General features: G+C 62.5%; 13 protein-coding genes and 1 pseudogene. 7 read left to right on the top strand and 7 right to left on the bottom strand.

What is annotated here, in order from left to right:
• Positions 1-277: 277 nt before the first annotated feature.
• Positions 278-1177, bottom strand: coding sequence for a LysR substrate-binding domain-containing protein (locus tag DXT59_RS19290; protein WP_116138465.1), 900 nt, complete (start codon positions 1175-1177; stop codon positions 278-280).
• 12 nt (positions 1178-1189) lie between these two features.
• Positions 1190-1636 (bottom strand): homoprotocatechuate degradation operon regulator HpaR, encoded by a 447-nt coding sequence (gene hpaR, locus DXT59_RS19285; RefSeq protein ID WP_240324580.1) that lies wholly within the window; start codon positions 1634-1636, stop codon positions 1190-1192.
• A 133-nt stretch (positions 1637-1769) separates the two neighbouring features.
• Here hpaR and DXT59_RS19280 point away from each other — a divergent pair, with 133 nt between their 5' ends.
• From DXT59_RS19280 to hpaH, 6 genes are read left to right on the top strand one after another with little or no spacing between them, the layout of a single operon-like run.
• A complete protein-coding gene (locus tag DXT59_RS19280; protein ID WP_116138464.1) occupies positions 1770-2543 on the top strand; it encodes a fumarylacetoacetate hydrolase family protein in 774 nt (257 codons plus the stop codon).
• A complete protein-coding gene (locus DXT59_RS19275; RefSeq protein WP_116138463.1) occupies positions 2540-3298 on the top strand; it encodes a fumarylacetoacetate hydrolase family protein in 759 nt (252 codons plus the stop codon). The genes DXT59_RS19280 and DXT59_RS19275 overlap by 4 nt, the downstream gene beginning before the upstream one ends.
• 23 nt (positions 3299-3321) lie before the next feature.
• Positions 3322-4782 (top strand): 5-carboxymethyl-2-hydroxymuconate semialdehyde dehydrogenase, encoded by a 1461-nt coding sequence (hpaE, locus tag DXT59_RS19270; RefSeq protein WP_116138462.1) that lies wholly within the window; start codon positions 3322-3324, stop codon positions 4780-4782.
• 25 nt (positions 4783-4807) lie between these two features.
• Entirely contained in the window at positions 4808-5731 is a 924-nt protein-coding gene (hpaD, locus tag DXT59_RS19265; protein WP_116138461.1) for a 3,4-dihydroxyphenylacetate 2,3-dioxygenase, read from the top strand.
• A 51-nt stretch (positions 5732-5782) separates the two neighbouring features.
• A complete protein-coding gene (locus DXT59_RS19260) occupies positions 5783-6229 on the top strand; it encodes a 5-carboxymethyl-2-hydroxymuconate isomerase (RefSeq protein ID WP_116138460.1) in 447 nt (148 codons plus the stop codon).
• Between the two features lie 3 nt (positions 6230-6232).
• Entirely contained in the window at positions 6233-7036 is an 804-nt protein-coding gene (hpaH, locus tag DXT59_RS19255) for a 2-oxo-hept-4-ene-1,7-dioate hydratase (protein ID WP_116138459.1), read from the top strand.
• A gap of 1 nt (position 7037) precedes the next feature.
• Here hpaH and DXT59_RS19250 read toward each other — a convergent pair whose 3' ends face one another.
• Positions 7038-8387, bottom strand: a complete 1350-nt coding sequence (locus DXT59_RS19250; RefSeq protein ID WP_116138458.1) for an MFS transporter — start codon at positions 8385-8387, stop codon at positions 7038-7040.
• A 132-nt stretch (positions 8388-8519) separates the two neighbouring features.
• Entirely contained in the window at positions 8520-9479 is a 960-nt protein-coding gene (locus DXT59_RS19245; protein ID WP_116138457.1) for an MBL fold metallo-hydrolase, read from the bottom strand.
• Between the two features lie 170 nt (positions 9480-9649).
• On the opposite strand from DXT59_RS19245, the pseudogene DXT59_RS19240 reads away from it, so the two are divergent.
• Positions 9650-11288, top strand: a pseudogene (locus DXT59_RS19240) (IclR family transcriptional regulator).
• A 49-nt stretch (positions 11289-11337) separates the two neighbouring features.
• Here the strand turns inward: DXT59_RS19240 and DXT59_RS19235 are convergent.
• From DXT59_RS19235 to DXT59_RS19225, 3 genes are all read right to left on the bottom strand, one after another.
• Complete coding sequence (locus DXT59_RS19235; protein ID WP_116138456.1) at positions 11338-11541, bottom strand: DUF2783 domain-containing protein; 204 nt, start codon at positions 11539-11541, stop codon at positions 11338-11340.
• 6 nt (positions 11542-11547) lie between these two features.
• A complete protein-coding gene (locus tag DXT59_RS19230; RefSeq protein WP_116138455.1) occupies positions 11548-13242 on the bottom strand; it encodes an FAD-dependent oxidoreductase in 1695 nt (564 codons plus the stop codon).
• 286 nt (positions 13243-13528) lie between these two features.
• Complete coding sequence (locus DXT59_RS19225; protein ID WP_116138454.1) at positions 13529-14161, bottom strand: FMN-dependent NADH-azoreductase; 633 nt, start codon at positions 14159-14161, stop codon at positions 13529-13531.
• Positions 14162-14253 lie beyond the last annotated feature (92 nt).

Below are 14253 nucleotides of genomic sequence, written 5' to 3'. Positions count from 1 at the left end.
AATGCATGCGCGGTAAGCAGCCAGGACGAATTTCAAACCCCGGACGTATCGCGCATGTTTCCGGCATGTATCGAGTTGTATCGAGGCGGCAAGGCCGGCCGCGTCACCCGGCCCACCGGGCATGGGCAAGCCAATGCCTCTGCGCATCCCGGGTTATCCCCAGATTTTGTGAGCAAGGTTGTGGGTAACTTGCGGGTTGGTAGCCTAAGTGGCTGATTCGACGAATAAACTGCAGCGGGCGCATGCGGAAAGCAGCATCGGCCCGCGGCGCTTCGCTTCACGGCCCCGCGAACTCCGGATAGCCGCTATCGCGAAGCTGCATGATCCAGTCGCGAAAAAGCTCGACCTTCGGTTGGTGGGCAACGCTGTCCGGATAGACGAAGTAATAGCGGAATCCCGTTTCGACGGCCGTCTCGAACGGCGTGACGAGCCGCTTGGCCGCAATGTCTTCGCCGACGAGCGTCTTGTCGCTGATGGCGACGCCGAGCCTGTGCATCGCCGCATTGGTCGCCAGGTCGAGCGTTTCGAAGCTCAGCCCGAGGTTAGGATCGACGCGCGTCGCGCCGGCTCGGTCGAGCCATAACTTCCAATCGCGATGGTCCCGTGTCGGATGCAGCAGCGTGCAAGCGGCCAAATCGTCGACCATCGCGAGCGGCCGCTCCTCCAGCAGTTCGGGGACGCACACGGGAATGAGTTGCTCCTCGAACAGCGCAATGGCATGCACATCGGTACCGGGCGACGATCCATAAATAATCGCCGCATCGAATGGCTCCGACGTGAAATCGACGTCATGCTGCCAAGTCGTCGTCGTTTTGACCTGCAATTGAGGATGTTCGCTCTGAAAGCGCAAAACCTTGGGCAGTACCCAGCGCATGACGCAAGTGGGCACCTTCAGCGCGAGGTCCGTCCGTTGCCGGGTCAATCGGAGCGATACCTCCTCGATCCTCGCAAGACTTTCCCTGACGACGGGCAGCAAGATCTCGCCCTCGACCGTCAGCGTCAGTCCTTTGCTTCCTCGCACGAAGAGCGAACAATGATAGTGCTCTTCGAGCGCAAGGATTTGCCGGCTGACGGCACCCTGCGTCAAACACAGGTGCTCGGCGGCGCGCGTGAAGCTGCGATGGCGCGCCACCACCTCGAACACCTGAAGACTGGCTAGCGGAGGAAGTCGTCGCATAAGATCACGCTATCAGTGCTTTTCCAGTCCGGCCAACAATGCGTCGACGGCGCCGTACACCGCCGCCACCACGTCCGCCCCCACTTGTTGCTCGAGCAACCGGTATTGCCGTTCCAGGTCCTTGGATAGCACGCGCACGAGATTCACGCTCTTCTTGGTCAGCGACACACGCACGCGCCTTTGATCGTCGGGGAAGCGTTCCTTCGTCACGAGCCCCATCGCCTCCATCCGCGCCAGGACCCCGGCCATGCTCGGGCTCGAAATCGTACAAAGATCCGAAATTTGCCGCGGCTCCAGCGCGCCGTTTTCGTCGAGTGCGCGAATGACGCGCCACTGCTGCTCCGTCAAACCGTTCGCCGTCAAAAGCGGCCGAAACCGCTCCATCATTTTTTCTCTCGCGCGCAGCAACAGCATCGGCAAGTTGCGATGAACGCGAACGTCGGCAGCGGAATATGACATGGCTATCAGAACACGAATGAGGCATCGCGCCTCGAGGGAAAACCCGCAGAAACACAGCAATCTGGTTGACCGCGAATCATATCAAGCGCAGACTCGCTAACATATTAGCGATTTTACAGCTAGGATCCGGTACATGTTCACACTGGCCGATCATCTCGTCCACCTCGACGGCGATGCGCTACCGCGCGAGGTCGATGCGCGGACGCTGCGCGACTTGCTCGCGCGCGACACCGGCTTTCGCGTGCCGGTGCCCGGCGCTGTATACGGCGTCCTGCTCAACGACCGGGCGGCGCTCGAAGCGCTCGGCGGCGAGATGGCCGAGGCACCCTATAGGGCGCCGCCCCAAGCCCCCATCCTCTATCTAAAGCCGCGCAATACGCACGCCGGGCACCGCAGTTGCATAACGATGCCCGAGGATACGGACGGAATCGAAGTCGGCGCCTCGCTCGGTATCGTAATCGGCCGCACCGCCACGCGGCTGAGCCTCGAAAACGCGCTCGACCATGTCGCCGGGTACACCGCCGTAGCCGATTTGAGCATCCCTCATACGAGTCTCTATCGTCCGTCGGTACGTTTTCGCGCACGCGATCGGTTCTGCGTGATCGGCCCCGCGCTCGTGGCGAAGCAGCATGTGCCCGATCCCGATCGCCTCGCCATTCGCATCGATATCGCCGGCCGCGCGGCGTTCGAGGCGACAACGGCCACGGCGGTACGCGGTGTCGCGCGCTTGCTGGTGGACGTGACCGATTTCATGACGCTCGCCCCCGGCGACATTCTGACGCTCGGCGTGCCGCACGGCGCGCCGGTCGCCCGCGCCGGCGACGACGCGAGCATCGCCATCGGCGAATTCGCGCCGCTTCGCGTATCGTTTGCGCGGATACATTCGTTGCCGGGAGCGATGCAATGATGCGCGCTCGCGTTGCCTACTCAGGCGCCATTCATGAAGCGTATCCGAACGGCGAAGGCCTGCGGCTTGCCGATGGCCGTATCGTGCGCGAAGAGGACGTGGTCTGGCTTCCGCCCATCGAGACCGGCACGATCTTCGCACTCGGCCTGAACTACGCGGACCACGCGAAGGAACTTCAATTCTCCAAGCAGGATGAGCCGCTCGTCTTTCTGAAGGGACCGGGCACCGTCATCGGTCATCGCGGCGTCACACGCCGGCCGTCCGGCGTCACCTTCATGCACTACGAATGCGAACTCGCCGTCGTGATCGGCCGGCCGGCGCGAGAAGTCGCGCGCACGCAAGCGATGGAGTACGTCGCGGGCTATACGATCGCCAACGATTATGCGATTCGCGATTACCTCGAGAATTACTACCGCCCCAACCTGCGCGTCAAAAACCGCGACGGCGGCACGGTGCTCGGACCTTGGTTCGTCGATGCGGCCGATATTGCCGATATCGCCAACCTCGAGTTGCGCACCTACGTCAACGGCGTGTTGCGCCAACGCGGCAACACGCGCGACCTCGTCACCGACGTGCCCACGCTCATCGAATATCTGAGCAGCTTTATGACGCTCGCCCCCGGCGACGTGATCTTGACCGGTACGCCGGAGGGCGTCGCAAACGTCGACGTGGGAGACGAGATCGTCTGCGAAATCGACGGCCTCGGCCGTCTCCTCAACGACATCGGATCCGACGCCCTCTTCGGGCGCGTCTGAACGAAATCGAAAAAGGTCCTTCCATGCGCATCGATCACCTCATCGACGGCCGGCCGCGCGCTGGGCGCGATTACTTCGAAACCGTGAACCCGGCAGATCAAACCGTGCTTGCGCAAGTGGCGCGCGGCGGCCAGGACGAGATCGAGGCCGCCGTCGCAGCCGCGAAAGCAGCGTTCCCGGGCTGGGCGGCGCGCTCGCCTAAAGACCGCGCGCGTGCGCTGCATAAGCTCGGCGACTTGATCACGCAGTACGTGCCCGAGCTATCGGCGACGGAAACGAACGACACGGGCCAGCCCATCGCGCAAACGCGCAAACAACTCATCCCGCGCGCGGCCGACAATTTCCATTACTTCGCCGAGATGTGCACGCGGGTGGACGGACATACTTACCCGACCGAGACGCATCTGAACTACACGCTGTTTCACCCGGTCGGCGTCTGCGCACTGATTTCGCCGTGGAATGTCCCTTTCATGACGGCAACATGGAAGGTGGCGCCGTGTCTCGCCTTCGGCAACACCGCCGTGCTGAAGATGAGCGAATTGTCGCCGCTTACCGCGTCGCGTCTGGGCGAGCTTGCACTCGAGGCCGGTATCGCGCCGGGCGTATTGAACGTCGTGCACGGTTTCGGCCCGGAAGCGGGCGAGCCGCTCGTCTCACACCGCGACGTCCGCGCCGTGTCGTTCACGGGCTCCACGACAACGGGCCAGCGCATCGTCCAATCGGCGGGCTTAAAGAAATTCTCGATGGAATTGGGCGGCAAATCGCCCTTCGTGATTTTCGACGATGCCGACTTCGAGCGCGCGCTCGACGCGGCCGTCTTCATGATCTTTTCCAACAACGGCGAACGGTGTACGGCGGGTTCTCGGATCCTCGTGCAAAGGTCGATCTATGCGCGTTTCGGCGATCGTTTCATCGAACGCGCGAAGCGGCTCAAAGTGGGCGATCCGATGCGGGACGATACGATCGTCGGCCCGATGATCAGCCGCGGCCACCTCGCGAAGGTGCGAAGCTACATCGAGCTGGGCCCGAAAGAAGGTGCGACGCTGGCCTGCGGCGGGCTCGAAGCGCTCGACTTGCCGGCATCGCTGAGGCACGGCAATTACGTTGCGCCCACGGTATTCGTCGACGTGGACAACCGAATGCGCATCGCGCAAGAAGAAATCTTCGGTCCCGTCGCATGCCTGATTCCGTTCGACGACGAGGCTCACGCCATCCGGATCGCAAACGACATCGCATACGGATTGTCGAGCTATGTGTGGACGGAAAACGCCGGCCGAGCGCACCGCGTCGCCGCCGCGATCGAGGCTGGCATGTGCTTCGTCAATAGCCAAAACGTGCGCGACCTGCGCCAGCCGTTCGGCGGTACGAAGGCTTCCGGTGTCGGACGCGAAGGCGGCACGTGGAGCTACGAGGTGTTCCTCGAGCCGAAGAACGTATGTGTGTCGCTCGGCGCGCATGCTATTCCTCAATGGGGACGTGTTTGATCGACGCGGTACCGAGGAGACGATCATGGGCGAACTCGCGCTCGTTGCAAAAATCACGCACGTGCCTTCGATGTTCCTCTCGGAACTCGATGGTCCGCGCCGAGGCACCCGCCAAGACGCGATCGACGGACATCGCGAAATCGCCCGACGTTGCAAGGCGCTCGGCGTCGACACGCTCGTCGTGTTCGATACGCACTGGCTCGTCAACGCGAACTACCACATCAATTGCGCGCCGCACTTCGAAGGGCGATACACGAGCAACGAGCTGCCTCACTTCATTGCGAACATGCCCTTCAAGGCCCCGGGCAATCCGGCACTCGGCCGGCTGCTCGCCGATGTCTGCACCGAATACGGCGTGGAAACGCTCGCGCACGATGCGACGACGCTCGCCCCCGAGTACGGCACGCTCGTTCCGCTGCGGTACATGAACGCAGACGAACACTTCAAAGTGGTCTCGGTTTCGGCGCTATGCATGGCTCACTATTTGAACGACAGCGCCCGCCTCGGGTGGGCGATGCGTCGCGCGGTGGAGCAGCGATATGACGGCAAGGTCGCGTTCCTCGCCAGCGGCAGCTTGAGTCATCGATTCGCGCAAAACGGGCTGGCGCCCGAATACGCATTCAAGATTTGGAGTCCCCTGTTGGAGACGCTCGATCGAGATGTCGTCGCCATGTGGGAGCGCGGCGATTGGCCCACCTTCTGCGAGATGTTGCCGGAGTACGCATCGAAAGGACACGGCGAAGGGTTCATGCACGATACCGCGATGATGCTCGGCGCGCTGGGGTGGTCCGACTATGATGGCCGAGCGGAAATCATCACGCCGTATTTCGGCGCCTCCGGCACCGGGCAGATCAATGCCGTCTTTCCCGTCACGCCGCAAAGCGGTCAAGCGATCCCAGCCGCCGAAGCGTCGAGTGCGAAGCGATACCGCGCTTCCACGCGCCTATGATGACCGCCGTGTCGAGTAGAACTGGAACCAGCGGAACGAGAGGAGAACGATGTGCCGCACCTAACGATTTTCTACACGCCCGATCTCGATCGTCCCGTTGCCGACGGCGGCGCGGACATGCAAGCGCTCTGTACGGCGCTCGCGGAAAAAATGCGCCTGCATCATGACGAAGCGGGCAATCCGGTATTCGCGACCGGCGGCATTCGGGTGCTCGCCTACCCCGCGGCTCACAGCGCCGTTGCCGACGGCGGCGCCGCCGGACGCGCGGCGGGCGGCACCGGCGAGTACGGCTTCGTCTATCTGAACCTGCGGCTCGCGCGAGGACGGAGCCCGGCCGTGCATGAGTCGGTCGGCCGCGCGCTGCTCGCGTGCACCGAGGGCCATTTCATTTCACTGCTCAAGACGCGGCATATCGGCATCACGCTGCAAATCGACGAGGGCCTGGAAGTCTACAACGGCCGCCTAAGCTCCCTGCATCCGCTGTTTACGCAAGGCTGACCGATGATTACCCAAGATACGATCGCTTCGCTGGCGCGCGAACTGTACGAGGCGCGCAAGACCCGCACGCCGCTGCGCCATTTCTCGAGCCGCTTCCCCGGCATGACGATCGACGACGGCTATGCGATCCAGCGCGCATGGGTCCAGCTCGAACTCGCCGACGGCCGGACGATCAAAGGCCGCAAGATCGGGCTGACGTCGCGCGCGATGCAGCAGGCCAGTCAAATCGACGAACCCGATTACGCGCCGCTGATGGACGATATGTTCTTCGACGCGGGCACCGACATCCCCGTCAACCGCTTTATCGCGCCGCGAGTCGAAGTCGAGTTGGCGTTCGTCCTCGACAAGCCGCTAGAGGGCCCGGGTATCACGCTATTCGATGTGCTGTCGGCGACGAGCTACGTCGTGCCGGCCGTCGAGATCATCGACGCTCGGATCGAGCAATTCGATCGCGAGACGCGCGCAATGCGCAAGGTATTCGACACGATCAGCGATTTCGCGGCGAACGCGGGCATCGTGCTCGGCGGCCGGCCCGTGAAACCGATGGACGTGGACCTGCGCTGGGTCGGCGCGATGCTGCACAAAAACGGCGTGATCGAGGAGACGGGCCTGGCGGCGGCGGTGCTCAATCACCCCGCTACCGGCGTGGCCTGGCTTGCCAACAAGATCGCACCGCACGGCGAGACGCTCAACGCGGGCGACATCGTGCTCGCGGGCTCGTTTACGCGCCCGGCACCGGCGGCGGCGGGCGATGCGTTCCATATCGACTACGGACGGCTCGGGTCGATCTCGTTCCGGTTCGTCTGAATCATCGAGGCGTGCCGGCGCGCGGCTTGATGCCCGCCATCAGTGCCATGCCGCTGATCACGAGCAACCCCGCCAATAGATAAACGGCCAGATCCATGCTCCCGGTGCTCGTGCGAATGTGCCCGATCGCCCACGGACTGACGATCCCGCTCGTAATGCCGATGCTGCTGATGAGCGCGATACCCGCGGCCGCCGCATTGCCCGGCAGATAGCCGGGCGGCACGGCCCAAAAGATCGGCAGCGCGGCAAAGATGAGGGCCGCCGCCACCGAAAGGATGGCGAGCATCGCGGCGAAACTGCTCAAATGCAGCGTCAAGGCCGCCAGCGCGATCCCGCCTCCGATCGTACAAAACGCGAAATGGCGGCGGCGCTCGGCTTTGCGATCGGAATGCCGGGCGATGACGACGAGCCCGATCGCGCCGATCGCATTCGGTATCACGGTGTAAAGACTGACCTCGACGACATCCTTGATGCCGAAGTCGCGGATCATCAGCGGCATCCAGAAGTTCAGCGTCAGCGATGCGCAAGTCAGCGAAAAATAGATGAACGCGAACAGGTACACGCGCGGGTTCACGAGTGCGGCGGCGAAGCTGCGCGTATCGTGGGCCCTATTGGCTATAGCTGTAGCTTTAACGCCCGCCTCGCTTTGCGCGCAAAGTGCGATGAGCGTGGTCTTTTCCGTTTCGCTGAGCCACGGCGCGTCTTTGGGTTTGTCGACCAAATAGAAGAAGGCGACGACGGCCAGCAACAGCGCGGGCGCACCCTCCAACGCGAACATCCACTGCCAGCCGTACAGGCCCGCCACCCCGCCCATGTCGCGCATGATCCAGCCGGACGCGAGCCCGCCGAGCACCCCGGCCACCGCGACGCCGGCGAAGAATACGGACATGACGGCCGCCCGGCGATTCGACGGGAACCAGTACGTCAGATAGAGCACGATGCCGGGAAAGAACCCGGCCTCGAACACGCCGAGCATGAAACGCAAAATATAGAAGTGCGACGGCTTCGCGACGAACATCATGCCGACCGACGCGGCGCCCCAGAGCAGCATGATGCGTGCGAACGTTCTGCGCGCGCCGTATTTGGCCAGCAGCATATTGCTCGGCACTTCGCACAACACATAACCGATGTAAAAGACCGCTGCGCCGAGCCCATACATCGCATCGCTAAAGCCGAGGTCGTGCTTCATTTGCAACTGTGCGAAACCGATGTTGATCCGGTCGAGGAACGACACCACGTAGCAAACGAACAAGAAAGGGATCGTACGCCAGGCGACCTTGGCGAATATTCGCTGCTCATCGGCCGCCGTATGGGCCGCGCTCGACGCATCGAGGTTTAGGGTGCTTTGCATTGTCTCGCTCCATGGGGCCGCTCGTTATTAGGCGGACCGCATTTTTTCGGCGTCTTTCGCGCCTTCGATCGTTCGTCAGAAAAGGGGGAGGTCCCATCGGGACGGGACCTTGCGTCACTACACCGCTTGGATTTATTCCTGCAACGCGCTCCACATCTCCTTGTCGCGCTGCGCGGTCCAAATACGCGGATGCGCGATGCCGCTCGCTTCGTCGTAAGCGCGCGAAACGTCGAAGGGCAAGCAATGTTCGTAGATGAAGACATGGCCGAACTTGGGATCCATCGTCTTACGCGTGAGCGCCATCGCGCCTTTCAGATCGAGTTTTTCCTTGACGGCGTCGCGCCCTGCTTGCAGCAGCGTGGTCACGAAGTCTTTCGTGTAGTCGAGCCCCTTGTTCACGTCCGCGGGCGTAAGCAGCGCGGGGCCGCGGCCCGGCACGAGCTTTTCCGGGTTTAACGCGCGCAGCGCTTCCAACGTCGCGGGCCACGCTTCGAGCTGCGCATCGCCGCAATAGCAGGCCGCGTCGTATTCGACGAGATCACCGGAGAACAGCACTTTTTGCGACGGCAGCCATACGACCGTATCGCCCTTCGTATGGCCCGCGCCCAAATGCGCGATCTTCACTTCGAGCTTGCCGAGCCAGAGCGTGATTTCCTTGTCGAAGACGAGCGTCGGCCACGTCAGCCCCGGGACGGTCTCGACGCCGGCAAAAAGACGCGGAAAGCGTTCGATCTCGGACTTCATGTCCTGCTCGCCGCGCTCGACGATCATCTCGTACGTACCGCGGCTCGCGATGATCTGCTGCGCGCCTTCCTCGAAGTAAGCCGACGCACCGAGCACGCGCACCGCATGGTAGTGCGACAGGACGACGTATTTGATCGGCTTGTCGGTCACGCTGCGGATCTTTGCGATGAGATCTTGCGCCATCGCGGGCGTGGCCGTCGTATCGACGATCAACACGCCGTCGTCGCCGATGACGACGCCCGAATTCGGATCGCCTTCGGCCGTATAAGCCCATGCGTTCTCGGACAACTGCGTGAAGGTGATCTTCTTTTCCTCGAGGTCTGCTTGCGATGCGAATGCCTTGGCCACGTCTGTCTCCTATGAGTGGGCGGTGGATAACCTCATCGTCACGTCGAGCTTGATTTTTGTCAATAGCAAACGATCTTGCTATAGTTGAACTACGGGAAAACCCCGGGGCAAGGCGCGATCGGCGAATGCGTTACGATCGTGCACCGTGACGTAAACCGGCAGAAGCGGATATCACATTGAACGAAGCAAACCCTAAAGCGCAACGCGGCATCCAAAGCGTCGAGGTAGCGGGACGCATCCTCGACGCGTTCGCCTCGCGGCGAGAGCGAATGGGGCTCAGCGATTTGGCCGCGAGCGCAGGCCTCTCGACCGCGCAAGCGCACACGTATTTGGTGAGTCTCACGAAGCTGGGACTGGTCAAGCGCGATGCGCTAACGGGCTATTACGAACCGGGGCCGCTTTCGCTACGGCTCGGGCTCATCTATGTGGAGCAGCAACCGGCATACCGCGTGGCGGTGCCTTATGCGGCGCAATTGGCCGAACGAACCGGTTTTAGCGTGGCCGTCTGCATTGCGGGCGCGCAAGGGCCGACGATCGTGCGTTACGAGCGCGGCGGCAATCCGCTGCATGTCAATCTGCATGTGGGAACGGTCATGTCGCTGGAGACGACGTCCACCGGGCGCCTCTTCAGCGCCTTTCTCGACGAGCACGCACTCTCCGCGATGCGAGAACGCCAGGGATTGGCTCAGCCGCATACGATTGCCGACGATTCCGAGTCCGGCGGGCACAAGCACGCGAGCGTCGACGCGATCCGGCGGCGGCGCCTCGCCCGCAGTGTCGACATGCCGAGCCCCGGCATCAGCAGCATGAGCGTACCCGTGCTCGACGCCGACGAGAACCTGCTGCTCGCGCTCACCGTGATCGGGCCGTCGGGCACGATGGACATCGGCTGGGACGGGGCGATCGCGCGCGAGATGAGCGAAACCGCGAAACGCATCACGCAAGCCTTGCTCGACCGGACACCGACTCATGCCGTTTGATCCCACCGAAGCCCTGAGCGATGACGTGGGGCAGACGCAAGCCAAAGCGCAGCGCGGCATCAACGCGCTCGACAGCACCGGCGATCTCCTATCGGCGCTCGCGACAGCGGGCCACCCGCTCAACCTGCGCGATCTCGCCGCGGCCGCCGGCATGCCACCCGCCAAAGCCTTCCCCCATCTCGTCAGTTTGCAAAAGATCGGTCTGCTTGCGCGTAACGACGACGGCTGCTTCACCGCCGGCCCGCTCGCGTTCGAACTCGGCCTGATTGCGTTGCAACGGCTGTCGCCGACGCGCGATGCCGAAGCGGAAATCGTCGCGCTGGCGGCGGCAACCGAGCTTTCCGTCGCGGCCGCCACGCTGGGACCGCTGGGCCCCACCGTGATTCGGCTGGAGGAATCGGCGCGGCCGCAACATATCAGCTTGCGCGTCGGTACCGTCATGTCGCTCGTCAATACGGCGATCGGACGCGTGTTCGCCGCGCATATGACGGAAGACCTGCTGAACGGCTTTTTGGCGCAAGAGCCGATTCGCCTCGCGGGCGATCCGGCGGCGCCCGCCTCGCTCTCCCGAAGCTATCGGGCGCGTCTCACCCGCATTCGCGAGGGTGGTATCGACGAGGCGTTCGATGCCCCGATTCCCGGCATCGGCACGCTTGCGGCGCCTGTCTTCGACCATACCGGCAGCATTCGATTGGTGATTGCCGTGATCGGTCCGTCGAGCGGATTCGATCGCAGCGCGCAGGGACCGATCGGGCGCGCACTGCTCGGCGCGACGCAGCGGCTGTCCTGGCGCTTCGGCTTGCTCGCGCCCGAGTCGAACGAGGCTTGAGCCCGGCTTGAGCCCAACTTGACGCTGGCTTGGTCCTGAAGAGACTAGGCTAAGCCGGTACGAGGCCCGAGCGAGCCTTCGCGAAGGCCTCTTTAAGGACGTCCATGTCGCCAATATGATTCGCGAGCAACAGGACGAGCTTCGCGTTCAGCATATGGCTATCCGCGTCGCTCAGCCCCTGGTGCGTGTCGATCAGTTGCTCGTAGAACGCGTCCATGTCCGCGATGTTCGGATCGAGATTGAGATGGCTCATGGTCGTTCAACCGTTCAAAGTCGCGTTGCAGGTCGCGCGATCGACCGCGGCCGAAATCGAGCGCACATCGAGTTGCCGCCAGCGTGCGCAGACATGCTGATCGGGACGAAGCAAATAGAACGTGCCGGGACGCGCGTCGAGGCGGTCGGTGACGAGACCTTCGACGTCTTCCACGATCGTCGCCTCCGGAATCGGCGGCACCCGAGCGCCGCGTGCAATGACGATGACGGACTGCACGCCGATCGGCAGCCGGCGCAGCGCGTTCAGTTGCTCAGCCATCTTCGCCGCGTCGTCATCCAGGCCTGGAAAATAGATACCGGTGAATGCGCTGTTCGCCGTTGCGTTCAAAAACCAGGCGGGTTTGCCGTCGATCGAGACGGGTGCGTCGATGCAAACGGCGCCGGGGACCATCGGACCGGCGAACGTATCGCCCGCGGCATCGGGCGTATTCAGCGGCGAGCCGGACAGCACGCACGGCACCGATAGCCTGCCGCTGTTGACGATGCGCCGCGCGAACGCACAGTCTTTCGCGAGCTTGAGCGTCGCGTCGCGGAACAGTCGAGACACCGCGCTCTTGGGCGTAATGAAATCGGTCGAGCGCGTCGAATTGCGAATGTTCTCGTCGGCGGCAAATTCACGTTCGGACGCATACGTATCGAGCAAGTCGTCGGGCGCCTTGCCATCGAGCACGAGCCGCAACTTCCAGGCGAGGTTGTCTCCATCCTGCACGCCGCTGTTCGCGCCGCGCGCGCCGAACGGCGACACGCCATGCGCGCTATCGCCGGCAAACAAGACGCGGCCATGACGGAACGAGTCCATCCGCACGCACGAAAAAGTGTAGACGCTGACCCACTCGAGTTCGAATTCGACGTTTTCGCCGAGTAGTGCCTTCACGCGCGGAATGACTTTCTCCGGCGCTTTCTCCGCGACGGGATCGGCATCCCAGCCCAACTGAAAATCGATTCGCCAGACGTCGTCGGGCTGACGATGGAGCAGCACGGACTGATTGCGATGAAAGGGAGGATCGAACCAAAACCAGCGTTCCGTGGGGAACGGCGCCTTCATCTTCACGTCGGCGATCAAAAAGCGATCCTTGAACGTACGGCCATGGCTATCGAGACCAAGCATATTTCTAATCGGGCTTCGTGCACCGTCCGCGGCGATCACGTATTGGGCCCTCAAAGGATACGTGCCGTCCGGCGTTTCGATTTGCAACTCGACGTGATCGTCGCATTGCGTGACGCCGGCCACGTTGCTCTTCCACCGAATCTCGATGTTATCGAGCGCCATGGCTCTTTCGGCGAGGTAGCCTTCGACGTAATACTGCTGCAGGTTGATGAACGCCGGGCGCGCGTGCCCCGCTTCCGGCAATAAATTGAACGTGTAGATGAGCTCGTCCTGGAAGAACACCTTCCCTACGTTCCAACTCACGCCCTTTTCGACCATGCGGTTGCCGCAGCCCAAGCGATCGAAGATCTCGAGCGTGCGCTTGGCGAAGCAGATCGCCCGGGAGCCGGTCGAGAGCGTGTCGTCGTTGTCCACCAGAACCACGTCGACGCCTTGCTGCGCGAGATCGATCGCCGCAGCAAGACCCACCGGTCCCGCGCCTACGACGACGACCGGGTGTAACGCCTGCGTCGGAACGTCGTGCTCGGCGGCTCGAACGTAGTCGAACCGCAGCTTTTGGTAATCGACCGTCATGGCGTCTCCTGCCTCTCCTGACTGCAAATTAAACTATAGCAAGCGTTTTTGCTATCTATGAATTGAGCAAATTCTAGATCGCCAGGGGAGTCATGGGGCATTTGTGTTTACCCCTAGGGTCGGAGATAGAGGATGTCAGGGCGCACGGGCACCGGCGCGCGCCCGCTTGTGGAGAACGACAGGGTTATCCCCAGATTTTGTTGGCAAGGTTGTGGGTAACCTGAGGGCGGATGGCCTAAGTCGCTGATTTGAAAGCGGGACGCGCGCGGGCATGCAAGCGCGGCAGTCAGAACTCGCGCGCGATCGAGCGGGCCTCTTCGATCGCCCGGCTTCGATCTGCCTTGCCGTCGGGGCCGAACAAAGTGCGCTCGACCACAATGCCGACGACGTCCGTCACTCCTACGAACTTAAGCCAGGTTTCCATATAGGGACGCTGAAGGTCGAACTCGCTGGCCGGCGTGAAGCTGCCCGGCGACGTGTAACTGAGTCCGCGGGCATAGACGACCGCGGCTTTTTTCCCCCGCAACAAACCGGCGAAACCCGAGCCGTCGAACGAGAAAAGCACGTCCTTCTGCGAAATTAAGTCGATCAGATGTTTCAGCTTGTACGGAATGCTGAAATTCCATAGCGGCACCCCGAACAGCAACTTGTCCGCTTCGTGAAAGGGCGCCGCGAGCGCTTCGATGCGCCGCCATGCGGCCGACTGCTTCGGTGTAAACGCTTCCCCGGCGAGACCCGCGTATTTCGCGGCGAGCGCGTCTGCGTCGAACTCGGGCAGTTCCTCCTCCCACGCGTCGAACTTTTCAATGACGTGATCCGGATGCGCCGTCAGATACGCATCGAGAAATGCGCCGCATACGTCGATGGACGCCGAATGCGTCTTGTTGGGTGAGCCTTCGATATAGAGCACGCGAGTCATGGCACCAGTCCCTTAGAGGTGAACGGCAACAGCTTCGATGCACTGTCGCTCGCCGTATTCGCAGCCTACCCAGCGCGCTTATAATTTTGAAA

The sequence above is a fragment of the Trinickia diaoshuihuensis genome (genome assembly GCF_003390925.1).
In the GTDB taxonomy this organism is placed as follows: domain Bacteria; phylum Pseudomonadota; class Gammaproteobacteria; order Burkholderiales; family Burkholderiaceae; genus Trinickia; species Trinickia diaoshuihuensis.
Note: the sequence above shows the minus strand (reverse complement) of the source record. Positions and strands in the feature narration are given on the sequence as shown.

Excerpts from the sequence above, each read along its gene's own strand:
- DXT59_RS19280 (WP_116138464.1), top strand. The coding sequence starts at position 1,770 with ATGTTCACACTGGCCGATCATCTCGTCCACCTCGACGGCGATGCGCTA.
- DXT59_RS19225 (WP_116138454.1), bottom strand. The coding sequence starts at position 14,161 with ATGACTCGCGTGCTCTATATCGAAGGCTCACCCAACAAGACGCATTCG.
- DXT59_RS19230 (WP_116138455.1), bottom strand. The coding sequence starts at position 13,242 with ATGACGGTCGATTACCAAAAGCTGCGGTTCGACTACGTTCGAGCCGCC.
- DXT59_RS19235 (WP_116138456.1), bottom strand. The coding sequence starts at position 11,541 with ATGAGCCATCTCAATCTCGATCCGAACATCGCGGACATGGACGCGTTC.
- hpaH (WP_116138459.1), top strand. The coding sequence starts at position 6,233 with ATGATTACCCAAGATACGATCGCTTCGCTGGCGCGCGAACTGTACGAG.
- DXT59_RS19290 (WP_116138465.1), bottom strand. The coding sequence starts at position 1,177 with ATGCGACGACTTCCTCCGCTAGCCAGTCTTCAGGTGTTCGAGGTGGTG.
- hpaE (WP_116138462.1), top strand. The coding sequence starts at position 3,322 with ATGCGCATCGATCACCTCATCGACGGCCGGCCGCGCGCTGGGCGCGAT.
- DXT59_RS19250 (WP_116138458.1), bottom strand. The coding sequence starts at position 8,387 with ATGCAAAGCACCCTAAACCTCGATGCGTCGAGCGCGGCCCATACGGCG.
- hpaD (WP_116138461.1), top strand. The coding sequence starts at position 4,808 with ATGGGCGAACTCGCGCTCGTTGCAAAAATCACGCACGTGCCTTCGATG.
- DXT59_RS19275 (WP_116138463.1), top strand. The coding sequence starts at position 2,540 with ATGATGCGCGCTCGCGTTGCCTACTCAGGCGCCATTCATGAAGCGTAT.
- hpaR (WP_240324580.1), bottom strand. The coding sequence starts at position 1,636 with ATGTCATATTCCGCTGCCGACGTTCGCGTTCATCGCAACTTGCCGATG.